Origin of the sequence: Kribbella antiqua (assembly GCF_004345665.1) — a bacterium.
Taxonomy (GTDB): Bacteria; Actinomycetota; Actinomycetes; order Propionibacteriales; family Kribbellaceae; genus Kribbella; species Kribbella antiqua.
Genome location: NZ_SLWR01000005.1, coordinates 88,498 through 112,663, shown reverse-complemented (window position 1 = coordinate 112,663; position 24,166 = coordinate 88,498). Strand labels below are relative to the sequence as shown.

The window sequence follows — 24,166 nt, the reverse complement described above, 5'->3', positions numbered from 1 at the left end:
TCGTTATGCGAGCAACTGCTCGTGTTTCGTCATCCTACCGCCTGCCGGAGGTTCCACCGTGCTCGATCGCCTTGGCCTGTTCGTGGTTCGACAGCGGCGGATGGTTGCCGTCCTCTCCGCGATCGGAGCGGTGCTGGTGCTCGCTGTCGCGGCGGGTGCGTTGAATGCGTTGTCGCTGTCCCGGATCGCCGACCCGGCGTCGGAGTCGGATCGTGCGCGGCAGGTACTGGCGGAGCAGTTCGAGACCGGTCCGCCGAACCTGGCATTCCTGGTGACCGCTGATGCCGGCACGGTGGACGATCCCGCCGTACGCGCGGCTGGAGTGAAGCTGACGGCGGAAGTCGCCGACCGCGCCGGGGTGGCCGAGGCGGTGTCGTACTGGTCGCGTGGTGACAGCCCGGCGCTGCGCAGCAAGGACGGCCGGCAGGCTCTGGTGCTTGTGCGCGTGCCGGGCGGGGTGAACGAGGCGCGAGCGAGAGTGGGCGAGTTGGCGGCGGAGTTCGCCGGGCAGCGCGACGGGATCAGCGTGCAGTCGGGTGGGCAGGACGAGGTGTTCCGGGAGATCGGCGCGCAGGCTCGGGAGGACTTTCTGCGCGCGGAGATGATCGTGCTCCCGATGGTGCTGATCCTGCTTGTCCTTGTTTACCGAAGGTTTTCGCTTGCTCTCGTGACGCTGGGAGTCGGCATCTTCGCGGTCGGCGGCGCTCTCGCCGGGTTGAGGTTGGTTGCCTCGTTCACCGAAGTCTCGACCTTCGCTGCCAACCTCGCGCTCGTCATGGGTCTTGCGCTCGGCGTCGACTACTGCTTGTTCGTCATCGCGCGGTTCCGCGAGGAGTTGGCCGGTGGCGCCGACGTCGGCGAAGCAGTGGTGACGGCGGTGCGCACGGCGGGCCGGACGGTCTTCTTCAGTGGACTGACCGTTGCCGCGTCGCTCCTTGCACTGCTCCTGTTCCCGTTGTCCTTCCTGCGGTCCTTCGGGTACGCCGGTGTGCTTGTCGTGACGTCGGCGTTGATCGGTGCGCTCGTCATTCTCCCGGCAGCGCTCGCGCTCCTCGGGCGGCGTGCCGCGGGGGTGAGTGGGCGCCAAGGCCTCGGATGGTTCCGGCTGGCGCAGTACGTGATGCGCCGCCCGGCGTTGACCGGCGGCGCCGTGCTAGCGCTGATTTTGTTGCTCTCGGCACCGGTTCTGGGGCTGCGCTTCGGATTGCCGGATGCGCGGATCCTGCCGGCCGATGCGAGCAGCCGGATCATGGCCGACCAGGTCCGGGCCAACTTCGGCCAGGAAGAGTCGGACGCGCTGTACGTCGTGATGCCGGACGCGCCCTCGGCCTCTGTCCTCGCGCCGTACAGCGAGAAGCTGTCGAGGTTGGAAGGTGTGGCGCAGGTGGATACCTACGTGCGCAGCCATGGTGCGTATCTGACGGTGACGCCGACGCAGGAAGCGCTCGAGGGTGATGTGGCCGATTTCGTGGACCGCGTGCGGGCGGTCGGGTCGCCGTACGAGTCCATCATCGGTGGGACGCCGGCCGAGATGGTGGACTGGCGGTCGGCGCTGACCGAGCGGATGCCGTTGGTGCTGGGGCTGATTCTGCTGCTGAGCTTTGCGGTGCTGTATCTGGCGACCGGGAGTGTGCTGCTGCCGCTGAAGGCGACCGTGCTGAATCTGCTCAGTCTGGCGGTGATGTTCGGCGTGATGGTGTGGGTGTTCCAGCAGGGCAATCTGTCCGGGCCGCTCGGGTTCACGGCGACCGGGGTGCTGGAGGCGAGCATGCCGACGCTGATGTTCTGCATCGTGTACGGGTTGTCGATGGACTACGAGGTGTTCATCGTGTCGCGGATCCGGGAGGAGTACCTGCGTACGGGTGACACGGTGAACGCGGTGGCGACCGGGCTGCAGCAGTCCGCGCCACTGGTGACGACGGCGGCCGCCGTACTCGCGTTGTCGTTCGCGGTCTATGCGACGGGTGGAGTCGTCTATTTGAAGATGATCGGGATCGGGATGGCGGTGGCGGTGCTGGTGGATGCGACGGTGATCCGTGGGGTGTTGTTGCCGGCCTTCATGAAGCTCGCTGGGCGGGCCAACTGGTGGAGCCCCAGGTTCACATGACCGCGGCGATCGTTGCTATTGCTTCTGTCAGTTCGGTGGGGGTGCGGGCGGCGTAGCCGAGGACGAGGCCTGGTGCGTGGGGGAGTTGGCAGTGCCAGGAGAGTGGGTGGGTTTTGACGCCTTTCTGGAGGGCTGCCGCTGCCAGTTCTGCGTCCTTCACGGTGTCGTCGGCGAAGGTGATGGTGAGGTGCAGCCCGGCTGCGGCACCGTGGATGGTTGCTGTCGGCAAGTAGTTGCCGATGGCGTCGACCATGGCGTCACGGCGGACGCGGTGCCGCCGGCGGAGGAAGCGGAGCTGGCGTTCCAGGTCACCGGATTCCATCAGTTGCGCGAGGGTGAGCTGCGGAAGTGCCGCGTTGCCGAGGTCGGCGAGGCGCTTCATCCCGATCAGCTCGTCCTTGTACTGCGGCGGCGGCAGCATCCACCCGATCCGCAACGACGGCGCCAGCAACTTCGACACGCTGCCGCTGTAGATCACCTGATCCGCGAGCATCGCCCGCAATGCGGGGACCGGCGGCCGGTCGTACCGGTGCTCGGCGTCGTAGTCGTCCTCCACGATCAACCCACCCTCGGCAGCCCACTGGATCAGCTCCCGCCTCCGTTCCCCCTCGAGTACGACGCCAGTCGGAAAATGGTGAGCCGGAGTCGCCATCACCACTCGGGCGCCGGTTGAGCGGAGCACATCGACGCGGAGCCCTGAACCGTCGACCGGGATCGGAGGTGTGGATAGCCCCCAGTTCTGCAGGTGCTGGCGGGTGCCGAGGGAGCCGGGGTCCTCGATCGCCATCTCCGTGATGCCATGCGTTTGGAGCATCTGGGCGACCAGGCCGATCGCCTGCGAGACGCCGGCGACGATGATCAGTTCGTCGGGGTGCGCCGACACGCCGCGGTTGCGGGCCAGCCAGGTGGCGACGGCGCGACGGAGCCTCGGCGTACCGGCCGGATCGCCGTACCCGAACTCCGAGGACTCGAGGTCGTTCAGTACGGCCCGCTCGGCCCGTAGCCAGGCCGCGCGAGGGAAGGCGGCGAGATCGGGGACGCCGGGTGTCAGGTCGATGCGTGCCGGAGCTGCTCTCAAGGTGTCGAAGATGTCCAAGCCAGGTTCGCTCATCACGGGAGCTGGGCTGGGCGAGGTGGGTCGGCGGCCCGTGGCCAATGGTGGTACAGCGACAACGACGGTGCCGGCGCGGCCCCGTCCGGCTACCTGGCCGTCTTCGGTGAGGCGTTGGTAGGCCTCGGTGACGACACCGCGCGAGATCTGCAGTTCGGCGGCCAGGACACGAGTGGCGGGCAGGCGGCTGCCGATCGGGAGCCGGCCGTCCGAGATCGCGGCCCGGAGCCGCTCGGTGAGCCAGTCCGACAGCCCGCCCGCAGGCGCGTCCGCAGTGTCTAACTGGAGGAAGTCGGCTCCGGCTTTGGACTGGCCACTTTGAGGCTGATTGGACCTGTTCACTGGACCATTGTGGCCGCAGCTTAGAGGTATGGGAACTGATTACGTCCACGGCTACACCCCGGCGGAGACCCGCCGGCTGACCGACCAGGCGCAGACGCTCGCCGACCTGCTGCATGGCGGCACGAGCTACCCCGCCGGGAGCCGCGTGCTCGAAGCGGGCTGCGGCGTCGGCGCGCAGACGGTGCAGTTGGTGACCCGCAGCCGGGGCATCGACCTCGTTTCGGTCGACATCTCCGAAGAGTCTCTTGCCGAGGCCAAAGCGCGGGTCGCGGCCACCGGCGCGCAGGTGGAATGGCACCACGGCGACCTCCTCGACCTGCCGTTCGCCGATGCGAGCTTCGACCACGTCTTCCTCTGCTTCGTGCTCGAACACCTGCCGAACCCACACGACGCTCTGGTCAGACTGCGCCGCCACCTGAAGCCCGGCGGCACGATCACCGTCATCGAAGGCGACCACGAGTCAGCCTTCTTCCACCCACGCAGTACGGCGGCCCAAGCCGTCATTGACTGTCTCATCGACTTGCAGGCCGAAGCCGGCGGCGACTCGCTGATCGGCCGTCGGTTGCAGCCGTTGCTCAAGGACGCCGGGTACGACGACGTCCGCGCCTGGCCCTGCACGGTGTACGCCGACGAGACCCTGCCTCACCTCGTTGACGGCTTCACCCGCAAGACGTTCATCGCGATGGTCGAGTCGGTCCGCGACCGGGCCATCGCCGCCGGAATGCGAACCCCGGCCGAGTGGGCGGCCGGAATCCGCGACCTGGAAAAGGCTGCCGAATCCGGTGGCACCTTCCACTACACGTTCTTCAAGGCGGTGGGACGAACATGATCGCGTTGCTGGCTCTCGTCGTACTGATCTACTGGGGACTCAGCCGGAACCACCGGCGACAGCTCCGCCCGACCGCGTTCAACGGCCCGCCGGATCGCGACCTGGAACGGCTCGTCGCCGACCTGCGTGCACTCAACTGACCAGTTCATGAACACCTGGTAAACAGGGGGACATGGCGCCGACCGAACAGCTGGAAATCGAGACCAAGTACGACGTCGACGAGCAGACGAGTCTGCCGGCGTTGCATGAGCTGCCCGGGGTCGCGAGCGTGGCGCAACCTGTGGAGCTGGATCTGGAAGCGGTGTACTACGACACCGCCGAGCTGGATCTGGCGTGCAACAAAGTGACGCTGCGCCGACGAACCGGCGGTGAGGACGACGGATGGCATGTGAAGTTCCCGGTGTCGTCGGGTGAGCGGCTGGAGGTTCACCATCCGTTGGGCCGCGCGGTGCAGAAGGTGCCGATCACAGTTGTGCGGGCCGTTCGCGTGCACGTCCGCGACCACGAGCTGGTGCCGGTGGTGTCGCTGAACACGCGGCGCGTCGTACACCGGCTTCTCGACCCGGATGGCCAGGTGCTGGCCGAGCTCGCCGACGACCGTGTCACCGCGACGGTCGAGGGCGCAGAGCCGGATAGCTGGCGGGAGTGGGAGGTCGAGCTCGTCGCCGGGGACCGGTCGCTGCTCGAGGCCGCTGACGCCGTACTGCGATCTGCGGGGGCTGAACCGGCGTCGGGGCCGAGCAAGCTTGCCCGTGCCCTGGGCGACCGGGTGCCCGCGGTCGACCAGTGGGAGCTTCCGTCGAAACCGCGGACCTCGGACCTGTTCCGCGCGTACGCCGGTGCGCAGGTGCAGGCGATCCGGGAGCGGGATCCCGAGGTACGGCGTGATGTGCCGGACTCCATCCACAAGTTCCGGGTGGCGACGCGGCGGCTGCGGTCGGCGCTGGCGACGTACCGGCCGGTGGTGGACCGCGAGGCGGGAGACCGGATTCGCGTCGAGCTGAAGTGGCTGGCCGGGGAGCTCGGAGTCGCGCGGGACGCGGAGGTGCAGCGCGAGCATTTCGCTGCCGAGGTTGCGGAGCAGCCAGCCGAGCTGGTGATGGGACGCGTCGCCGGCCGGATCGACGATCACCTGCGCGGCGTGTACAAGGAAGGCCGGGCGGGTGCGATGGCCGCGCTGGAGAGTGTGCGGTACTTCCGGCTGCTCGACGCGCTCGACGAACTGATCGCGAAGCCGCCGCTGGTCGGCGACGACCGGAAGGCGGCCAAGCAGATCAGCGACCTCCTCGACCACGACTGGAAGCGGATGCGGAAGGCGGTCAAGCGGGCCAAGGCCGCGGAGACCTCCGCCGAGGAGGACCACGAGCTGCACGAGGTACGCAAGGCCGCGAAGCGCCTCCGGTACGCTGCGGAGTCCGCCGTACCGGTGCTGGGTGACGAAGCCGCTGACCTGTCCGCGCGGGCTGAGGAAGTCCAGGAGGTCCTCGGCGAACACCAGGACAGCGTCGTCTCCCGCGACCTGCTGCGCCAGCTGGCCGTCCAGGTCCACCTCGACGGCGGCAACTCCTTCACCTTCGGCCGCCTGCACGCCGCCGAGGAGATCCGCGGCACCAACTCCCGCAACGCCTTCTTCGAACTCTGGCCCAACCTCAAGCTCTGAACGTACGACGACGGACCCGGCCGGAGGCGCCGGGTCCGTCTGGGGCGGAGGTGGGGCTGTCAGGCAGGTTCGCGTCGGTTCAGCAGGGCCTGCCTGACAGGCTCTTAGTGGTGTACCGCCTTCTCGGCGCCCGCGCCGGTGAGGGAGCGGACCTCCATCTCGGCGAACTTGTCGACGTCGACCGGCTCCTTGCTGGTCACGGTGCCGAGCCAGCCGAGCAGGAACGCCAGCGGGATCGAGACGATGCCCGGGTTGTCCAGCGGGAACCAGTGGAAGTCGATCCCGGTGTCGGTGATCATCGACAGGCTCTTGCCGGTCTTGGCGTCCACCTTGCCGGAGACGACCGGGCTGAACGCGATCAGGATGATCGTCGCCGCCAGACCGCCGTAGATGCTCCACAGCGCGCCGCGGGTGTTGAACCGCCGCCAGAACAGCGAGTACAGGATGGTCGGCAGGTTCGCACTGGCCGCGACCGCGAACGCGAGGGCCACCAGGAACGCGATGTTCTGGCCGTTGGCGAAGATCCCGCCGAGGATCGCGACCGCGCCGATCACCAGCGCGGTGATCCGGGCCACCCGGACCTCACCGTCGGCGTTGACCTGGCCCTTCTTGATCACCTGGCCGTAGATGTCGTGCGCGAACGACGTACTCGCGGTGATCGTCAGGCCGGCCACGACCGCCAGGATGGTGGCGAAGGCGACCGCGGAGATGACGCCGAGGAGCAGCTCGCCGCCGAGCTCGAACGCCAGCAGCGGTGCGGCCGAGTTGGCCTTGCCGGGGGCGGCTTTGATCGCGTCCGGACCGACGATGGCGGCGGCGCCGTACCCGAGGACGAGGGTGAACAGGTAGAAGATGCCGATGATCCAGATCGCCCAGCTCACACTGCGCCGGGCCTCCTTGGACGACGGCACCGTGTAGAACCGCATCAGCACGTGCGGCAGACCGGCGGTGCCGAGCACCAGCGCCAGCGCGAGCGAGATGAAGTCCAGCTTGGTGACACCGGTGAGGCCGTACTGCAGGCCCGGGCTGAGCAGCTTCTCGCCGGCCGCCGGGCTCTTGTCGACGGCGGCACCGAGCAGGCCGGACAGGTTGAAGGTGTACTTCGCCAGCACCCACAGCGTCATGATGCCGGCGCCGATCACCAGCAGGACGGCCTTGATGATCTGCACCCAGGTGGTGCCCTTCATACCGCCGACCAGCACGTAGGTGATCATGATGATGCCGACCACCGCGATCACCAGGCTCTGGCCCGCGCGGCTGTCGATGCCGAGCAGCAGCGCGACCAGACCCCCGGCGCCTGCCATCTGCGCCAGCAGGTAGAAGAAGCAGACGCCGAGGGTCGATATCGCGGCCGCCATCCGGACCGGCCGCTGCTTGAGCCGGAACGACAGTACGTCGGCCATGGTGAACCGGCCGGTGTTCCGGAGCAGTTCGGCGACCAGCAGCAGTGCCACCAGCCAGGCCACCAGGAATCCGATGGAGTAGAGGAAGCCGTCGTACCCGTTGATGGCGATCGCGCCCGCGATGCCGAGGAAGGATGCGGCGGACAGGTAGTCGCCGGCGATCGCGATGCCGTTCTGCGGGCCGGTGAAGTTGCGGCCGCCGGCGTAGAAGTCGGCGGCGGTGCGGTTGTTGCGCGAGGCCCGGAACACGATCGCCAGGGTGGCGACCACGAACAGTGCGAAGATGGCGACGTTGACGGTCGGGTTGCCGATATCGGTTGCTTGCGGCAACAAGAGTGGGGTGCTCACTCGTGCTCTCCTTCGATCAGCCGGCGCATCCGGTCGGCGTCGGCGTCCAGCCGCCGGTCGGCCCAGCGGACGTAGATCATCGTGATGGCGAAGGTCGACACGAACTGGCCGAGCCCGAACAGCAGGGCGACGGTGATGTTGCCGCCGACCTTCTGCGACATGAAGTCGTGGGCGTAGTCGGCGAGCAGGACATAGAGGAAGTACCAGACCAGGAACAGACCGGTCATCGGGAACACGAAGCGCCGGAACCGGCGACGTAGCTCGGAGAAGTCAGGCGATACCTGAACGTCTCGGTACGTCGTCAGCCCCTGGTCGCCGGTTGGTCGTGTGTCGCTCACTTCGCGGCACCTCCAGACGAGGATCGAGCGGGGTTGCTGGTCGTACTGTGTTCGGTGTCACGCCCCGCCAAACAGCATCCACACGCCCTGAGCGCTCAGCGGACGACACCAGTCGGCCGGTGGATCACCGGCCTGCGACGAGCGGTCGAATCCCTACGACGAGCGGTACGGCAGGCCGCGGTCGACGTCGACGGCCTCCGGAGTGTGCAGGCGGACCATGCTGAGCGCGGTGCCGGCCGGGATCTTGTCCGGGGTCAGCTTGGACACCACGATCACGGCGAGGAACGCGAGCGGCATCGTCCACGCGGCCGGCTGACCGACCAGCGCGCGCGGCCAGCCACCGTCCGGACCGCCGATCACGTTGACCAGCGCGGCGGCACTCGCGGCGATCCCGCCGACAATCAACCCCGCGGCGGCACCGGTCGTGGACATCCGGCGCCACCAGATCCCCAACACCAGCAACGGACAGAAGGTCGACGCGGCGACCGCGAACGCGAGCCCGACGGTGTCGGCGAGACTCAGCGACCCGGTCAGCAGGAATGCGAGATATGGCACGGTCATCGACAACAGCGCGGCGATCCGGAAGCTGTTCACTGCCACGTAGTCACCGCCGGTCCAGCGATGCAGCCGGCTCCGTAGCAGGTCTTGGTCGATCACTCCGGCGATCGCGACCGTCAGCCCCGACGACGTCGACAGGAACGCCGCGAACGCCCCGGCCGCGACCAGCGCCCCGAGCAAATCCCCTGCTGTACCAGGGAAAATCCGCCCCGGCAGCTCCAGTACGACGGTATCCGCGCCATGCCCGACCAGATCCGGCGCGAACGATCGACCCAGTACGGCGTACATCGGTGGGAACAGGTAGAACGTCCCGAGCAGCGCCAGTACGACGACCGTCGTACGGCGTGCGGCTCGGCCGTCGGGGTTCGTGTAGAACCGGACGAGCACGTGCGGGAGGCCCATCGTCCCGAAACAAAGGGCCAGCAGCAACGAATAGGTCGCGTACAGCGGGTGGTCGCGACCGCCCGCCCGGGACAGCGGCTCGGCCCACTCCGCGCCGGCGCCTTGCAGCGATGCGAGCAGGCCGACGGGGTGGTCGGCGGATCGCCACGAGATCAGGATGACGAAGATCGGGGCGGCCAGTGCGGTCAGCTTCAGCCAGTACTGGAAGGCCTGTACGAAGGTGATCGAGCGCATCCCACCCGCGGCGACGTTGATCACCACGATCACCGCGACCATCGCGGCGCCGACGTCGGGTGGTGCACCGGTCACTGTCTGCAGGGTGAGGCCGGCGCCGTGCAGCTGGGGCAGGAGGTAGAGGGTGCCGATGCCGACGACGAGTCCCGAGCAGATCCGTCGTACGACAGCTGATTCGAAGCGGGTTTCGGCGAAGTCGGGGAGGGTGTAGGCACCCGATCTGCGCAGCGGTGCGGCGACCAGGACGAGCAGCATCAGGTAACCGGCCGTGTAGCCGACCGAGAACCAGAGCATGTCGGCGCCGTTCATCAGCACCAGGCCGGCGACGCCGAGGAACGATGCCGCCGACAAGTATTCGCCACTGATCGCGGAGGCGTTCCAGCGCGGGGTGACGGCCCTGCTGGCGACGTAGAAGTCGCTCGTGGTGCGGGAGATCCGCAACCCGAACAAGCCGATCCCGATCGTTGCCACGATCACCAGACCGATCGCCGTCAGACTGGTTGCCGGTGACATCTACTTCTGCCCGACGAACTCGGTGAACTCGGCCTCGATCCGCTCGGCGTTGCGGACATAGATGCGCGCGGCAACGTAGACGACGGGATAGAGCGCGACGCCGAGCAGCAGCCAGGGCAGCGGGAGCCCGAAGACCGAGAGCGTGCGCGTCGCGGGCACGAGCGTGAACAGCAGCGGGATGCCGCCGAGGACGATGACGCAGCCGCCGATGACGGCGAGGGCGAGCCGGAGCTGGGACTGGATCAGCGAGTGCATGTAGACCTCGCCGAGGCGGGTCTGCTCGTCGATCTCCCGGGTGCCGGTCGGGATGATCGGCCGGCGAGCCGCACTCGTCCTCGGGCTCGTCACGCGTACCCGCCGCGGGCGCTGACTGTCCTCCGGCGTACTCACGTCAGCCGCGCAGTGAGGTGGAACGGACGAGCAGGTCGCGGAGCTCGCGGGTATGGCGGCGGCTGACCGGGAGCCAGTCGTCGCCGACGCGGACCGAGCACCGGCCGCCGTCGACGCGCATCTCGTCCACGTGCGCGAGGGCGACGAGCGTACTGCGGTGAATCCGGGTGAAGCCGGCGTCGCGCCAGCGTTCCTCGAGCGTGCTGAGCGGAATCCGGACGAGATGCGAGTTCTGGCCGGTGTGCAGGCGGGCGTAGTCGCCTTGGGCCTCGACGTACCGGACCGTCGAGCGCTGGACGAAGCGGGTGACGCCGGCCAGCTCGACCGGAATCACCTCGTCCTCGGTCTCCTCCGGCGTGTGGAGTGCGACCGGTGCGCCCGCGGTGACGACCCGGCGGACCGCCTCGGCCAGCCGCTCGGCCCGGACCGGCTTCATCACGTAGTCGGTCGCTTCGAGGTCGAACGCCTGCACCGCGTGTTCGTCGTACGCCGTGACGAAGACGATCTGTGGGCGGCTGGCGAACTTGGACAGCACGCGGGCCAGATCGATGCCGTCCAGGCCGGGCATCTTGATGTCGCAGAACACCACGTCGAGGTCGGCCGCCTGCAGGATCTTCAGGGCGTCCGGCCCGTTCGACGCGGTCCGGATCTCGCCGATGCGGTCGTCCCGCGACAGCAGGTACACCAGCTCGGCCAGGGCGGGCTCCTCGTCGTCCGCGACCAGCGCGCGCAGGGGAGTGTCGGCCATGCCCACACACTAATGCCAGCCAAACCGGCAGCCGAGACAATGGAGTTACTGTTTTCTCAGCGTGCACCGAGGGGGTGAGATGACCGAGTCGATGACGCTGGGACAGACGGAGGTCCGCGTCTCGCGGCTGGGCCTCGGAGCGATGGTCTGGGGCGACATGTCGACGGCGCCGCGGTGGAATCCCGCCCGCAACGCTTATGGCCCGACCAGCACTGCCGAGGAGCAGCAAGCGGCGCTCGAGACGAGCCTGGCCGCTGGGGTGAACTTCGTCGACACCGCCGCGATGTACGGGAAGGGCGCTTCCGAGCGGCGGGTCGGTGAGCTGACGGAGGGCCGGGACGTCGTGGTCGCGACCAAGTTCCCGTTCGGGTTCTTGTCGCGTACGGGCAGCCTGCCGGCGACGCTGGACGGCAGCCTTGCCCGGCTCCGGCGTACGACGATCGACCTGTATCAGGTGCACTTCCCGGTCCGGTGGATGTCGATTCCGAAACTGATGGACCTGATGGCGGACGCGGTCGAGGCGGGGAAGGTCCGGGCAGTGGGCGTGAGCAACTACAACGCCGAACAGATGCGTGCGGCTCATGCCCAACTCGTCCGTCGCGGGCTCGTGCTGGCGTCCAACCAGGTGCAGTACTCGCTGCTGCGCCGGAACCCCGAGACGGACGGCGTACTGGACGCGTGCCGAGAGCTGGGGGTGACTCTCATCGCCTACATGCCGCTGGCTTCGGGGGCGCTCACCGGCAAGTACTCAGCCTCGAACCAACCAGCTGGGTGGCGAAGTCGGAGCAGCGTCTTCCGCAACGAGAATCTGCCGACGCTGGTCCAGTTGCTGCGCGAAATCGGTGAGCGTCACGACAGGACTCCCAGCCAGGTCGCACTCCGGTGGCTGATCCAGCAGGACGCCGTACTGCCGATTCCGGGCGCCAAGAATTCGAGCCAAGCCATCCAGAACGCCGGAGCGCTCACCTTCACGTTGGACGATGCGGAAGTCGAGGCTCTACGGCGAGGCACGGACTCCTGAGGAGTACTTGGGTACGCGGAAGGTGACCTTGGTGCCGGCGTCGACCGCGGTCTCGACGACCAGGCCGTAGGCGTCGCCGTACACCTGCCGGAGCCGCGCGTCGACGTTGCCGAGGCCGACCGAGTCGCTGCCGGACTCGCCGGCCAGGGCGGCCCGGATCACCTCGGGGTCGCTGCCGGCGCCGTCGTCCTCGACGCTGATCTCGGCCTCGCTGATCCGGTCCCGCGCGCGGATCGTGATCCTGCCGACCCCGGTAGTCCCCTCCAACCCATGGCGTACGGCGTTCTCCACCAGCGGCTGCACGACCAGGAACGGGATCACCACCGGCAGCACCTCCGGCGCGATCTGCAACGACACCACCAACCGGTCACCGAACCGGGCCTGTTCGAGCACCAGATACCGCTCGACGTTGCGCAGCTCATCCGCCAGTGTGGTGAACTCGCCACCGCGCCTCAGGGCGTATCGGGAGAAGTCGGCGAACTCCAGCAGCAGCTCCCGCGCCCGCTCCGGGTCGGTCCGCACGAACGACGCGATAGCGGCCAGGGCGTTGTAAATGAAGTGCGGGCTGATCTGCGCCCGCAGCGCGCGCAGCTCGGCCTCCATAGCGCGCGTACGTTCCTTGTTGAGCTCAGCGAGCTCCACCTGGCCGGACACCCAGCGGGCGACCTCCTCGGTGGCCCTGACCAATGCAGCGGAGGTGCGGATGCTGTACGCGACCAGTACGGCGACTACCCGCTCCTCGGTGACGATCGGCGCTACAACCGCCGTACGGATCGGACACTGCGGATCACTGCAGGCGACGTCGTGTGCGCCCAGCACAGCTGTGCGTCCGCTGCGGAGGGTGTGTGCGGCGAGTGCCTTCGCGTCGCCCCGGTGGTTGCTCTCGTAGGGTCCGCCGACGCCGTCCCACGCCAGTACGCCGGAGGAGTCGCAGATGGCGATGGCCGCCGTACCAAGGAGGTCGCGGAGGTGCTTGCTCGCTTTGCCGGCCGCAGCAGGGGTCAGGCCCTCGCGCAGGCTCGGTGAGGCCAGCGAGGCGGTATGCAGAGTCGCGTACGTCGCCTTGTCAGCCTGAGTCCCGAAATGCTTCCGCCGCCGTGCGAACACACCTTGACGGTAGCTGCTCAGGCTTCAGAGCGCGGTCTGAACGCTTCCAGAGCTTCTGTGTCGGAGTAGGTGTGCAGCAGGTACTCGTCCACCCACTCCTGCCGGCCCGGGTACGTCGACTCTTGGACAATCCGCTCGGCGGCTGCTGCGGTGTCCAGGGCGGACCGGCGGAGCTGTACGCCGTCTGGCGTCAGGAGGGCCCAGCTCGGACCAGGAGCGCCGTACGGCATGCCGACGCTGCCGGCGTTGACCACCAGGCGCCGGTCGACCTGCCGCGCGAACGGCATGTGCGTGTGCCCGCAAACGACTGTCCTGACCTCGTCTGGGAGATCGCTGAAGACTTGAGCCCACCTTGCGATCGGACTGTCGACCAGTACGACGTCTACGTCGTTCTGCGGGGTGGCGTGGCAGTACAAGACATTGTCGAGCGTCACAGTCGTCGGCAGGGCGGCCAGAAGCTCCACCTGGTCCGGTCGGAGCTGGGTCGCCGCCCACGGGCTGACTGCGTCCGGCGGATCGTCGTCGTACTGCTTGCGCGCCATCTCCACCAGCTCGCGGTCCGCGTTCCCCCGCACCCACACCGCCCGGTCTCCGAGCTCCTTGAGCAAGTCGAGCGTTTCCACGGGCTGCGGCCCACTGGCGATGTCCCCAGCCAGCACGATGGCGTCCGCGCTCCGCACATCAGGCTCTGCCAGCACAGCCTCTAGTGCAGGCAGCACTCCGTGGATATCGGCCAGAACAGCAACACGTTCCATGCCGCCCAGTCTGCTCCGGAATCCCTTCAGACGTTGGGATATCTGCTAAAAGCAGATCAGGTCCCGATCAGGAGCTCGCCCTTGGCGAGCGGTGTGGCGAGCTCACAGGCGCCAGTGGTGATGGTGCACCGGATGATCGACGCCGGTGTCTCCTCACCATCGTCGGCGAGCAGCAGGAGGTGCTGGTCGTCCTCGGCTACCGTCTGCCGGAAGACGCCGGACCACTCGTGCAGCAGATCACCCTTCGTCATATCGAGCGCCGCGGCCACACCATCGCCGTACCCGTCCTGGTAAGCCGGTGCGGCGATCGCCGTGGCGCCGTCGGGGGTGAAGCCGTGGATCTGGTAGTCGCAGGTGCGCCAGAGACGCTTGCCAGTGGCCACTTCGATGGCGTTGGAGCAGCTTGAGCTGTCAGTGAGGGTGCTCATCGACGCCGCCATCGTGCCGTCCGCGGTCACGCCGGTCGGATTGGCGACGGTCTTGATCGCGACCGGCTTCGCTCCCGGCGTCCATTCGTAGAGAGCCCAGGCCGACCCGTCCTGCGTGGTCTGGGCGCTGAAGTACACCTTGCCGTCCACGTAGCCGAGTGGCATGACACCGTAGCGGTCGGGGATGCTGATCTTCTGGACCTCGGAGGTCTCCAGATAGACGGTCGCGCCGGCCAGCTCCTCGCCGTTCTCGTTCGTCCGCGAGGCGACGTACACCGCGGCGTTGCCGTCGTCGGCAGTGAGGATCTGGGTGACGTCCGGCGTCCGGCGGACCTCGCCGGTGTTCTCGATCTTGAGCAGCTCCGTGCCGGCGCCCTTGCTCACGATGGCCATCGCGTCCTGACCGAGGCGGGCGACCGCCTGGATCTGCTCGGTGCCCGGGATCTTCACGTCCCCGCCGGCGCCGCCCATGACCGTGCGGCCTACCAGGTAGGGGACCTGTGGGGCGCGGCCTTGGGGCAGCTTGGCCAGGTTGACCGTCGTCTTCACCTTGGTCGCGGTGGGGCTTGGCGTCGCGGTGGGCGTGGTGGGGGTGTTAGAGGGTGTCGTGCTGGCGGTTGTGGACGGCGTACCGCTGAGTGGGGCGGCGGCTGCGTCGCCGGCTTCCGGGTCCTGGCCGTAGGCGAAGGCTCCGCCGATCGCGACAGCGGCCACGGCGATGGCGGCGATCAGCACCACCAGCTGCCTGTTCGTGCGCGCCATCAGGGCTCCCTCGTAGCTCGGTATCGTCACACGTCTTTCGGCGCTTTTGACGCCGAATGATGAGCATTTGTTCGGTCCGGCGAACCGAGCGCAGCAGGATCGAGCATAATTACGCCATGGACCAGCCAGAGCGGATCGGCCGGTACGCCCTGGTCCGCCGGGTCGGTGCCGGGGGTTTCGCGACCGTTTGGTTGGCCCGGGACGAGCAACTGGACGCCGAGGTCGCGGTCAAGGTCCTCTCCGACAACTGGATCGAGGACGAGGACGTCCGGCGCCGGTTCCTGGCCGAAGGACGGTTCCTTCGCAAGGTCGACTCGCTCTACGTCGTCGGCGTGCACGACATTGGTGAGGCCGACGACGGCCGCCCGTTCATGGTTCTCACGTACGCCGACGGCGGCACGCTCGCGGATCGGATCAAGGCCGGGCCGCTGGAGCTCGCCGAGGTGGTTCGCATCATCACTCAGGTGGGCAAGGGCCTCAAGCACCTCCACGCGCGTGGCGTCCTGCACCGCGACGTGAAGCCGGCGAACGTCCTCTTCCGGACCGAACCGGCCGGCGACCGTGCGATGCTGTCCGACCTGGGCCTGGGCAAGTCCCTGGCCGAGGTCTCCCGGATCACCATGCCCGGCGGCACTCCGTCGTACGTCGCTCCGGAGCAGGTGCGGGGTGAACGCCTGGATCCGCGGGCCGACCTCTACTCGCTGGGCGCTGTCGCGTACGCCGCCTTCACCGGGCAGGCGCCGCACGGCGTCGCCAGCCTGGGCGCGGTCATGCAGATCGAGAAACCACCGCCGTCGATGACGACCCACCGTGCGGACATCCCGGACGCGATCGATGTCGTCGTACGACGTGCTCTGGAGCCGGACCGGGACAAGCGATGGCCGGACCTGGACAGCTTCCTCAACGCGCTGGCCGAGGCTCATGCCACGGGGCACGTCCCGACCGGCCTGGTACCTGCCGCGGCGATGCCTCCACCCGCTCCCCCGGGTCGAGTCGACCAGGAGACGGCCCTAGCCACCGACAACCAGCCCACAGTCGCCAAGCCGGCCAGGGGGTCGGGGCGCGGCGGGGTGATCGCAGTGCTCGCTGCCGTCGTACTCGCGGCCGCCGGTGGGTACGGCGGTTACCAGCTCGTGCTGAGCCGGCCGGTGGCGGTTGAGAGCGGTGACCTGTCCGTGAAGGTTCCGCGCGCGTGGTCGGAGAAAGCGGAGAACGCCACGGGGCCGGCTCTGCTAGTCAGCACGAATACCTCGCGCTGGCAGGCCGACCCCGGGACGGAGGGCGTCTACCTCGGCGTAGTGAAGGCGTCAGCGCTGCCGAGAACTGCCACTGCACCATCAGGCTGCAAAGCAGGCCAGGCGGTTGACTCCAACGACGGCAAAACAGTTACGTTCACCCACACCTGCGACAAGGGCCCGTCTGTCGTGGAGCAGTACAGGAAGGTCAATGACACCACGCTGCTCCGGGTCCAGGTCCGTGATCGCGATCCGGATCAAGGTGCGGAGGTGCTGGCATCAGCGTCGTACACGCCGTCAGGGAACTAGGGACGTCAGGGACGAGACCGACGCCTTGTGCATGCGGGGGATGACGTTGAGGGTGGCTGGGTCTGAGCCGTAGAGGTGTGACGCGGACTCGTAGACCAGGTACGCCGTACCACTCAGCTCGGTGACGCCTTCGGTCATGCTCGGTGCTCGGAAGCAGCTCAGTGCGGCCGCGTCCAGGTCTTTCTGGCCGCGCTTGACGACGTAGATGTTGCTGCGGTTCCCACGCCCGTACGACGTGCTGTAGATGAAGTGGTTGGCGGTGACCGTCAGACCTTGCGTCTTGGTCGGCACCTCCCACGCGCCGGCCACAGTGGTGAGTGTGCCGTCGTCGGCGATCTTGTACTCGTACATGGTTCCGCGGCCGTCCGCGTTGAAGGAGCCGGAGAACAGGGAGTCGCCGTAGCTGCCCATGAACGACGAGGCCGCTACGTCCCGGGCAGTGCCGACCTGGGCGAGGTACGGCGTACCGGCTGCCTTCAGGGCGTCGCGCAGTTCGGTCAGGCGGTACTTGCGGATGCTGCTGCCCTGGCCGGACACGAAGGCCCAGCCCTTGCTGACGGTGATGCCGCCGACGTGTGACTCGGCGATGGCGACCACTCCGACAGTGGAGCCGGTGGACGGGTCGATGCCGTAGATCTGGGAGTCGGCGCCGTCGCGGTAGGACGCGATCAGCACCAGGTTCTTGCCGGAGCCGTCCCAGTTGTACCAAGTGCCGGCGCCTTGCGGGGTGTGCGTGCTGAGATTCGGGATGCTCGCGCTGTTGCTGAAGCGGGCGTCGTACTTGTAGGAGGCGGACGGGCCGTCGTAGAAGGTGGAGCCTCCGCTGGTGGCGGTGTCGCAGGTGATCGCGGCGCTGGCTGGAGCAGCGATGGTCAGTGCTGCGGCGGTTGTGATGAAGGCGGTCAGGATGGCGAACGGGCGGCTGGCCATGGCTGTTGTCCTCTTCGGTTGGGCGGAAACCTACGAGAATTTCAGAGTAGATCGGCAACGAGTAACGTGCTCAGGTGTTCCGAGCGTCGCGCCGGCGAACGGACGCCGTACGGTAGGCGCATGACCGATCTGTCCGCGGCGATCGACCGCGTTCTGCCCAGTGTTCGTGCCGACCTCGAGGACCTCGTCCGGATCCCGTCGGTCAGCGCCGATCCGGCCCGTGCGGCCGACGTCCAGCGGTCCGCGGAGGCGACGGCCGCGCTCTTCGAGGCCGAGGGCTTCACGGTGAACATCGTCCGGGCCGGCGCTGGTGCGCCGGCGGTGATCGCGAAGAAGCCCGCGCCGGCCGGGCGGCCGACGGTGCTGCTGTACGCGCATCACGACGTACAGCCGACCGGTCCGGTGGAGCAGTGGACCTCCGACCCGTTCGAGCCGACCGAGCGTGGAGACCGGTTGTACGGCCGGGGTGCGGCCGACGACAAGGCCGGCATCGCGGCGCATCTGGCCGCCGTACGGGCCTTTGGCAACGATCTGCCGGTGGGCGTGACGGTGTTCGTCGAGGGCGAGGAGGAGATCGGTTCGCCGACCCTGCTGCAGCTGCTGGACGAGTACTCCGCCGAGCTGGCCGCCGACGCGATCGTGATCGCGGACTCGGGCAACTGGGACGTGGGCCGGCCGGCGCTGACCGTGTCCCTGCGCGGTTTGGTCGAGGCGTACGTCCAGGTGCGGACGCTGGACCACGCGGTCCATTCCGGCTTGTTCGGCGGCCCGATCCCGGATGCGCTGACGACGTTGTGCCGGCTGCTCGCCACTTTGCACGACGACAAGGGCGATGTCGCGGTCGATGGCCTGCACGCGAGCCGGGCGGCCGATGTGGAGTACCCAGAGGACCGGCTGCGCGCCGAGTCGAGTGTGCTGGACTCCGTCCGCCTGACCGGGTCGGGCTCGTTGGTCGACCGGTTGTGGACGCGCCCGGCGATCGCCGTACTGGCTATTGATGCACCGGCGGTCGCGGACGCGAGCAACACGCTGGTGCCGGTCGCGCGGGCCAAGGTGAGCCTTCGGGTCGCGCCGGGCGACGACGCGATCAAGGCGAGCGCGGCGCTTCGCGATCACCTGGAGCGGAATGCGCCTTGGGGTGCGCAGGTGACCGTGACCGAGGGGCAGCTCGGTCAGCCGTGCAGCGTCAACGCACGCGGCGCCGGATATGAAGCGGCCCGGTCCGCCTTCAAGGAAGCCTGGGGCGTCGAGCCGATCGACATGGGGATGGGCGGGTCGATTCCGTTCATCGCGGAGTTCCAGCAGACCTTCCCACAGGCGTCGATTCTGGTCACCGGCGTGGAGGATCCGGACACCCGGGCGCACGGGATCGACGAGGGTCTGCACCTGGCCGAGTTCACCAAGGTCTGCCTGGCCGAGGCCCTGCTCCTGCAGAACCTGGCCCAGCAAGTTTCCGGGCAAGCGTGATCGGGCTTTCCGGCGACCCAGTGTTTGGCATAGGTTTCGGCGAGTGAAGATCGCAGTCGTACGGGAGACCAGACCGGCCGAGCGCCGGGTGGCTCTGGTGCCGGAACAAGTCGCGAAACTCATCGAGCTCGGATACGAGGTGGCCGTCGAGCCGGCAGCCGGCGAGCGGGCGCTGTTCTCCGACGATCAGTACCGCGATGCCGGTGCCGAGGTTGCCTGGGGTGCCGACCACGCCGCCACCATCGTCGCGTCGGTGCAGCCGCTGGAACGCGAGCGCCTGCAGCGGTTGCACGCCGGTACGGCGCTGATGTCGTTCCTGCCGACGAATCCGCCGGATGTGGTCCGGTCCGCAACCCGGGCCAAGCTGACCATCTTCGCGATGGAACTGATCCCGCGTATCTCGAGAGCCCAGTCGATGGACGCGCTGTCCTCCCAGGCGCTCGTCGCCGGGTACCGCGCGGCGATCGTCGCGGCCGAGCGGCTACCGCGATTCTTCCCGCTGAACATGACCGCGGCCGGCACGGTGCCGCCGGCCCAGGTCCTCGTCCTCGGCGCCGGTGTGGCTGGCCTGCAGGCGATCGCGACCTGCAAGCGTCTCGGTGCCGTGGTCAAGGCGTACGACGTCCGTACCGCAGCCGCCGAGGAGATCGCGTCGATGGGCGCAGTCCCGATCGAGCTCGAGCTCGGCACTCTCGACGGCCCCGGCGGCTACGCCCGGGAGATGACGCCGGAACGCGCTCAGCTGCAGCGTGAACTCCTGACGCCGTTCGTCGCCGCGGCGGACGCGCTGATCACGACAGCCGCCGTACCGGGGAGGACCGCGCCGATGCTGGTGTCCCGGTCGATGGTCGAGCAGATGAAGCCGGGCTCGGTCGTCGTCGACCTGGCGTCCGAGCAGGGCGGCAACGTCGAGGGCTCGGTGGCCGGGACCGAACTGACCATTGGTAACGCTTTGGTCTGGGGCGGCGCGAATGTGCCCAGCCAGATGGCCGGACCGGCTAGCCGGCTCTACGGTCAGAACATCGCGAACCTGATCCGGCTGATGACCCGCAACGCGGCCTTCGATCCGGACTTCGACGACGAGATCGTCCGCGGCTGCTGCGTCACCCACGACGGCAGCGTGCTGCACGAGCCGACCCGCGAACTGTTGGAAGGACGCCCGCTGGCATGACCGAGTCCATCGCGCTTTTGACGATCTTCGTACTCGCGGCGTTCGTCGGCGTCGAGGTGATCAGCAAGGTCTCGTCGACCCTGCACACCCCGTTGATGTCCGGCGCCAACGCGATCCACGGGGTGATCCTGGTCGGCGCCATCATCGTCACCGGCCAGGCCGAGTCCGCGATCGTGGTGGTCGTCGGGCTGCTGGCCGTCGTACTGGCGACGGTGAACATGGTCGGCGGGTTCGTCGTGACCGACCGGATGCTGGAGATGTTCCGTGGTCCGGGGGCGCGCAAGAAGGAGCTGCAGAAGTGATCCCCACCTGGGCCCAGATCGGTTATCTGGTCGCCGCGGTCTGTTTCATCGTCGCGCTGAAGGCGCTGTCGTCACCCCGGTCCGCCCGGGCCGGCAACGCGCTCGGCGCCGCGGGCGCGGTGCTGGCGGTGGTGATCACGTTCGTCGCCTACAAGCCTGACCACCTGGTGCCGATCCTGATCGCGCTCGGCGTTGGCACCGTCGGCGGTGTGATCGGGTCGCGCCGGGTGCAGATGACCCACATGCCGCAGCTCGTTGCCTTGTTCAACGGCGTCGGCGGCGGCGCGGCCGCGCTGGTGGCCCTGATGGAGCTCGGCGACGTTCACGACGGGCAGACGGTCGCTGCGATCGCGACCGCGTTCACCATCCTGGTCGGCGCGATCAGCTTCTCTGGCTCGGTCGTGACGTTCGCCAAGCTGCAGGAACTGATGACGACCCGGCCGGTGATCTTCCCCGGTCTGCCGGTGCTATTCATCGCGTCTGTGCTCGGCGGCATCGCGCTCGCCGGCTGGCTGGTCTCCGATCCGCGTGTGTGGGTCGGCATCCTGCTCTGCCTGATCGGCCTCGCGATCGGTGTGATGCTGGTGCTGCCGGTGGGCGGGGCCGACGTACCGATCGTCATCTCGCTGCTGAACGCCTTCACCGGTCTGACCGTTGCCGCCGGTGGTTACGTGCTCGGCAACACGCTGCTGCTGGTCGCAGGCACGCTGGTCGGCGCCGCCGGTACGTTGCTGACCAAGCTGATGGCCGATGCGATGGGCCGGTCCGTCTTCAACATCCTGTTCGGTGCGGTCCGTGGTGGGTCGACGCTGGGCGGCGGTACGGCGTCCGACCGGCCGGTCATCTCGGGTGGTGCGGAGGACGTCGCCATCCTGCTCGGGTACGCGAACCGGGTCATCATCGTGCCGGGCTACGGACTGGCGGTCGCGCAGGCGCAGCACACCCTGCGGGACCTGGTCGAGGAGCTGCAGGCGCGCGGCGTCAAGGTCGACTACGCCATCCACCCGGTCGCGGGCCGGATGCCGGGCCACATGAACGTGCTGCTGGCCGAGGCGCAGGTGCCGTACGAGCAGCTGCGCGAGATGGACGAGATCAACGGCGACTTCAAGTCCACCGATGTCGTCCTGGTCGTCGGCGCCAACGACGTGGTCAACCCAGCCGCCCGCAACACCCCGAGCGCCCCCATCTACGGGATGCCCATTCTCAACGCCGACGAGGCACAGCGAGTCATCTTCCTCAAACGTTCGATGCGCCCCGGCTTCGCCGGCATCGAGAACGAACTCCTGTACGACCCCCGAACAACCCTCCTCTTCGGCGACGCCCGAGACTCCCTCACCAAACTCCTAGCCGCCCTCAAGACCGTCTGAAAAGACGCGAACTAAACCACGGCCGGTCTGGCCGCCTGCGGCCAACGTCCCACCCCGGACACGCAGTGCCGTTGACCCCGAATATCCGCCTCTGTTTGACTCGGAATCGGCCAGGAACATCTCTCCCGGCCACCATCCCATTTCCGAGAGGCCTACTTTGTCCTGCCGATTTCCAGTATTCCGCCCCAAACGCACCTGGGACTGGGGCTGACCGTATTTCCTATTTAACCCACCCACGCTGAGCCGCCCGCACCCCAAGCTCAAACCGCCCCGAAGCCCCCACCTGCTCACTCAACTTAGCCGCCATCCGCCGCACAGTCCGCATAGAAACCCCCAACTTCCGCCCCACCTGCTCATCCGTCGCCCCTTGCACAAGCAGACTGAGAAACTCCGCCTCTTGCGAGCTGATCTCGCGGGAGTTGCTCGGGCCGTCGGAGAAGGGGTCGTCAGCGTGCTTCCAGTAGTGCAGGAAGAGCTCCTGAGCCAGGCGCACGACAGCCTTGCTGTGGTGGACGACGGCGCCGACCGAGGTGTCATCCGGGTCGATGCCCATGACGGCGGTGTCCCCGTCGAAGATGATCAGTCGCATCGGGACCGACGCCGCCGTGCGGACCTTGGCGCCATATTCCACGAGATGCTCGCAGACCTCGCGAATCTCCCGAATCTTCAGCCCGGATTCAGGGAACAGATACCGCGTGTCGATACCGCGCTCAAGTAGTGGCTGATCAGGACTTTCGCTTGGCTTGCCGCTGGGGATTTTCGAAGCAGGCACCATTCCCCAGGAGGACTTCGTCGGCTGGAAGTCCTGCATTCGCTGATGCGCGCGCTCGCGTCCCTCGAGGACTTCGATGTCGCGGGCGGTGCGCTCCACCAGGAAATCGCTGTAGTCGGCGACGAACTGATTGGCTGCGACCTGGTCGTTCTTGAGATTCGCGGCCAGATCATCGATTTCCTGCTGCCGGCGTGCGGCCAGGCGTTCGAATGCGACCGACGGATGCAGCGGGTATTCCTCGTCGGCGATGTTCCAGCGCGGCACCACAAGGCCGAGATTGCGGAGGTGATCGATTTCGGCGGCGACTTCGTCCGCCGGCAATTCGAGTTTCTCGCCGAGCTCCGAAAACCCGGTTTGATTCAGCAGTCGCGGGTTCTGCAGGCATTCACGGTAAACGGTGATTGTGCGGTCCGTGAGGCCCAGTGATTCGAACAATGGTGTCAGACCCAGCCGCGTTTGGCGGCGGCTACGCCTAGTTCGAAGCGGCTGGCGGCGTCTAGGCGTTCGGAGAGGTTGGCGGTGATGCGTCGCGCCGTACGAAGGGAGATGCCGAGCAGGCGGGCGACCTGTTCGTCCTTGGCGCCGCCGGCGAGGAGGCGTAGGACCTCGGCCTCGTGTGGAGTCAGTTCGGTCTGGTCGTCGCGGTCGTCCGGGTCGAAGAGTTCGACGGCACGGGACCAGTAGGCGTCGAACAAGGCGACGGCGACCGAGACGACGGCCGGTGTGCGATGGATCACCGCGCCGGCCGTCGGGTTCTCCGGGTCCATCGGCATGATGGCGATTGCCTGGTCGAGGATGAGCAGCCGCATCGGCAGGGTCGGGGTCGCGCGTACCTCGCCGCCGAGGCGGTGCATCTTCCCCGCGTACTCCAAGGCCTGCCTCGACGCGGTCATGCTCTGGAGGTAGACAGTCCGCATCTTGAGCCCGCGCTCGAGCAGCGCGAAGTCCGGGGACCTGTCGACCTCAGGGATTGATTCGTCGAAGTGGGCGGGTATCAAACCCCAGAACGACTCGCTGGCCTTCAGGGCGAGTTCCTCGATCCGACGAGACGCGTTCGCGCGGCCCTTGAGTACCTCGACGTCACCGCTCGTGCGGGCGGTCAGCAGTTCGTTGTACTGCTCGGCGATCAGTTCGGCGGATGCCTCGGCTTCCTTCAGTTCGCCCAGCATCGTGTTGAGCTCGGTCCGCCGTCGCTCGGCCAGGCTGGTCAGTCCGACGCGTGGATGGACCGCGTGCTCGCCGTCCGGGTTGGTCCACGTTGGCACCAGAAGTTCCAGTCTGCGGAGCTTCTGCATTAGCTCCTGAACGTCTTCCAGAGGCCGATCAACTAGCGCCGCAATCTGCTCGGGCGTACTGTCTGGGTGGCTGAGAAGGGCGTGATAGACCGCAAAGGTGGCTTCGTCCACCCCCAGCGGCTCGAGCACGATCCTTCTCCTTCACGACTTGTCGGAACCGACCATATACAGAGCGCGTCGACAATGAGCAATCAATCGATGGCTTGGATTATTTCTGAAGGGACGAACTGTGATCAAGAAGTTGCTGACCGTGGTCGGCGTC

At 67.7% G+C, this 24,166-nt stretch carries 22 protein-coding genes; 10 read left to right on the top strand and 12 right to left on the bottom strand.

What is annotated here, in order from left to right; all coding sequences use genetic code 11:
* Nucleotides 1-58: 58 nt before the first annotated feature.
* The gene (locus EV646_RS15835) at nucleotides 59-2,107 is read left to right on the top strand and encodes an MMPL family transporter (protein WP_241996010.1); all 2,049 of its coding nucleotides are present in this window, start codon (nucleotides 59-61) and stop codon (nucleotides 2,105-2,107) included.
* Here EV646_RS15835 and pdxR read toward each other — a convergent pair.
* Nucleotides 2,100-3,560: a MocR-like pyridoxine biosynthesis transcription factor PdxR gene (pdxR, locus tag EV646_RS15830; RefSeq protein ID WP_132149147.1), complete on the bottom strand. Its 1,461-nt coding sequence runs from the start codon at nucleotides 3,558-3,560 to the stop codon at nucleotides 2,100-2,102. The two genes, EV646_RS15835 and pdxR, sit on opposite strands and share 8 nt — an antisense overlap.
* A 28-nt stretch (nucleotides 3,561-3,588) precedes the next feature.
* Between pdxR and EV646_RS15825 the strand changes: the two genes are divergently transcribed.
* Genes EV646_RS15825 through EV646_RS15820 form a run of 3 tightly spaced genes read left to right on the top strand, consistent with a single transcriptional unit; the run spans nucleotide 3,589 to nucleotide 6,049 of the window.
* Entirely contained in the window at nucleotides 3,589-4,389 is an 801-nt protein-coding gene (locus EV646_RS15825) for a methyltransferase domain-containing protein (protein WP_132149145.1), read from the top strand.
* On the top strand, nucleotides 4,386-4,529 hold the full coding sequence (locus EV646_RS38880; RefSeq protein WP_158290968.1) for a hypothetical protein: 144 nt from the start codon (nucleotides 4,386-4,388) through the stop codon (nucleotides 4,527-4,529). Before EV646_RS15825 ends, EV646_RS38880 begins: the two co-directional genes overlap by 4 nt.
* Before the next feature lie 32 nt (nucleotides 4,530-4,561).
* Nucleotides 4,562-6,049, top strand: coding sequence for a CYTH and CHAD domain-containing protein (locus tag EV646_RS15820; RefSeq protein ID WP_132149143.1), 1,488 nt, complete (start codon nucleotides 4,562-4,564; stop codon nucleotides 6,047-6,049).
* Between the two features lie 104 nt (nucleotides 6,050-6,153).
* Here the strand turns inward: EV646_RS15820 and EV646_RS15815 are convergent, their stop codons facing one another.
* The 5 genes from EV646_RS15815 to EV646_RS15795 all read right to left on the bottom strand — a co-directional run bounded on the left by EV646_RS15815 (nucleotide 6,154) and on the right by EV646_RS15795 (nucleotide 10,983).
* The gene (locus tag EV646_RS15815) at nucleotides 6,154-7,800 is read right to left on the bottom strand and encodes a solute symporter family protein (RefSeq protein ID WP_132149141.1); all 1,647 of its coding nucleotides are present in this window, start codon (nucleotides 7,798-7,800) and stop codon (nucleotides 6,154-6,156) included.
* Nucleotides 7,797-8,138: a DUF485 domain-containing protein gene (locus tag EV646_RS15810; protein WP_132149139.1), complete on the bottom strand. Its 342-nt coding sequence runs from the start codon at nucleotides 8,136-8,138 to the stop codon at nucleotides 7,797-7,799. The genes EV646_RS15815 and EV646_RS15810 overlap by 4 nt, the downstream gene beginning before the upstream one ends.
* A gap of 153 nt (nucleotides 8,139-8,291) precedes the next feature.
* Nucleotides 8,292-9,845 (bottom strand): sodium/solute symporter, encoded by a 1,554-nt coding sequence (locus EV646_RS15805; RefSeq protein WP_132149137.1) that lies wholly within the window; start codon nucleotides 9,843-9,845, stop codon nucleotides 8,292-8,294.
* Nucleotides 9,846-10,193 (bottom strand): hypothetical protein, encoded by a 348-nt coding sequence (locus EV646_RS15800; RefSeq protein WP_241996009.1) that lies wholly within the window; start codon nucleotides 10,191-10,193, stop codon nucleotides 9,846-9,848.
* Nucleotides 10,194-10,236: 43 nt separating this feature from the next.
* A complete protein-coding gene (locus EV646_RS15795) occupies nucleotides 10,237-10,983 on the bottom strand; it encodes a LytR/AlgR family response regulator transcription factor (protein WP_132149134.1) in 747 nt (248 codons plus the stop codon).
* 79 nt (nucleotides 10,984-11,062) lie between these two features.
* Here EV646_RS15795 and EV646_RS15790 point away from each other — a divergent pair, with 79 nt between their 5' ends.
* Nucleotides 11,063-12,004, top strand: a complete 942-nt coding sequence (locus EV646_RS15790; RefSeq protein WP_132149132.1) for an aldo/keto reductase — start codon at nucleotides 11,063-11,065, stop codon at nucleotides 12,002-12,004.
* Here EV646_RS15790 and EV646_RS15785 read toward each other — a convergent pair.
* The 3 genes from EV646_RS15785 to EV646_RS15775 are packed head-to-tail and all read right to left on the bottom strand — an operon-like array spanning nucleotide 11,981 to nucleotide 15,056.
* On the bottom strand, nucleotides 11,981-13,111 hold the full coding sequence (locus EV646_RS15785; protein ID WP_132149130.1) for a histidine kinase: 1,131 nt from the start codon (nucleotides 13,109-13,111) through the stop codon (nucleotides 11,981-11,983). The genes EV646_RS15790 and EV646_RS15785 overlap by 24 nt on opposite strands.
* A 17-nt stretch (nucleotides 13,112-13,128) precedes the next feature.
* The gene (locus EV646_RS15780; RefSeq protein ID WP_132149128.1) at nucleotides 13,129-13,866 is read right to left on the bottom strand and encodes a metallophosphoesterase family protein; all 738 of its coding nucleotides are present in this window, start codon (nucleotides 13,864-13,866) and stop codon (nucleotides 13,129-13,131) included.
* A 56-nt stretch (nucleotides 13,867-13,922) separates the two neighbouring features.
* Nucleotides 13,923-15,056, bottom strand: a complete 1,134-nt coding sequence (locus EV646_RS15775; RefSeq protein ID WP_132149126.1) for a hypothetical protein — start codon at nucleotides 15,054-15,056, stop codon at nucleotides 13,923-13,925.
* Between the two features lie 116 nt (nucleotides 15,057-15,172).
* Here EV646_RS15775 and EV646_RS15770 point away from each other — a divergent pair, with 116 nt between their 5' ends.
* Complete coding sequence (locus EV646_RS15770; RefSeq protein WP_132149124.1) at nucleotides 15,173-16,600, top strand: serine/threonine-protein kinase; 1,428 nt, start codon at nucleotides 15,173-15,175, stop codon at nucleotides 16,598-16,600.
* Here EV646_RS15770 and EV646_RS15765 read toward each other — a convergent pair.
* A complete protein-coding gene (locus tag EV646_RS15765) occupies nucleotides 16,589-17,530 on the bottom strand; it encodes a hypothetical protein (RefSeq protein WP_132149122.1) in 942 nt (313 codons plus the stop codon). The two genes, EV646_RS15770 and EV646_RS15765, sit on opposite strands and share 12 nt — an antisense overlap.
* 120 nt (nucleotides 17,531-17,650) lie before the next feature.
* Here EV646_RS15765 and EV646_RS15760 point away from each other — a divergent pair, with 120 nt between their 5' ends.
* Genes EV646_RS15760 through EV646_RS15745 form a run of 4 tightly spaced genes read left to right on the top strand, consistent with a single transcriptional unit; the run spans nucleotide 17,651 to nucleotide 21,837 of the window.
* Nucleotides 17,651-18,997 carry a dipeptidase gene (locus tag EV646_RS15760; RefSeq protein ID WP_132149120.1) on the top strand — a complete coding sequence of 449 codons (1,347 nt, stop codon included), beginning with the start codon at nucleotides 17,651-17,653 and terminating at the stop codon, nucleotides 18,995-18,997.
* 43 nt (nucleotides 18,998-19,040) lie between these two features.
* Nucleotides 19,041-20,168 (top strand): NAD(P) transhydrogenase subunit alpha, encoded by a 1,128-nt coding sequence (locus EV646_RS15755; RefSeq protein ID WP_132149118.1) that lies wholly within the window; start codon nucleotides 19,041-19,043, stop codon nucleotides 20,166-20,168.
* Nucleotides 20,165-20,470 (top strand): NAD(P) transhydrogenase subunit alpha part 2, encoded by a 306-nt coding sequence (locus EV646_RS15750; RefSeq protein ID WP_132149116.1) that lies wholly within the window; start codon nucleotides 20,165-20,167, stop codon nucleotides 20,468-20,470. Before EV646_RS15755 ends, EV646_RS15750 begins: the two co-directional genes overlap by 4 nt.
* Nucleotides 20,467-21,837 (top strand): NAD(P)(+) transhydrogenase (Re/Si-specific) subunit beta, encoded by a 1,371-nt coding sequence (locus EV646_RS15745; protein WP_132149114.1) that lies wholly within the window; start codon nucleotides 20,467-20,469, stop codon nucleotides 21,835-21,837. The genes EV646_RS15750 and EV646_RS15745 overlap by 4 nt, the downstream gene beginning before the upstream one ends.
* A gap of 220 nt (nucleotides 21,838-22,057) precedes the next feature.
* Here the strand turns inward: EV646_RS15745 and EV646_RS15740 are convergent, their stop codons facing one another.
* Together EV646_RS15740 and EV646_RS15735 are read right to left on the bottom strand one after the other, a co-directional pair.
* Nucleotides 22,058-23,044: a helix-turn-helix domain-containing protein gene (locus tag EV646_RS15740; protein ID WP_132149112.1), complete on the bottom strand. Its 987-nt coding sequence runs from the start codon at nucleotides 23,042-23,044 to the stop codon at nucleotides 22,058-22,060.
* Nucleotides 23,045-23,049: 5 nt separating this feature from the next.
* Nucleotides 23,050-24,033, bottom strand: a complete 984-nt coding sequence (locus tag EV646_RS15735) for a helix-turn-helix transcriptional regulator (RefSeq protein WP_241996002.1) — start codon at nucleotides 24,031-24,033, stop codon at nucleotides 23,050-23,052.
* Between the last annotated feature and the right edge of the window lie 133 nt (nucleotides 24,034-24,166).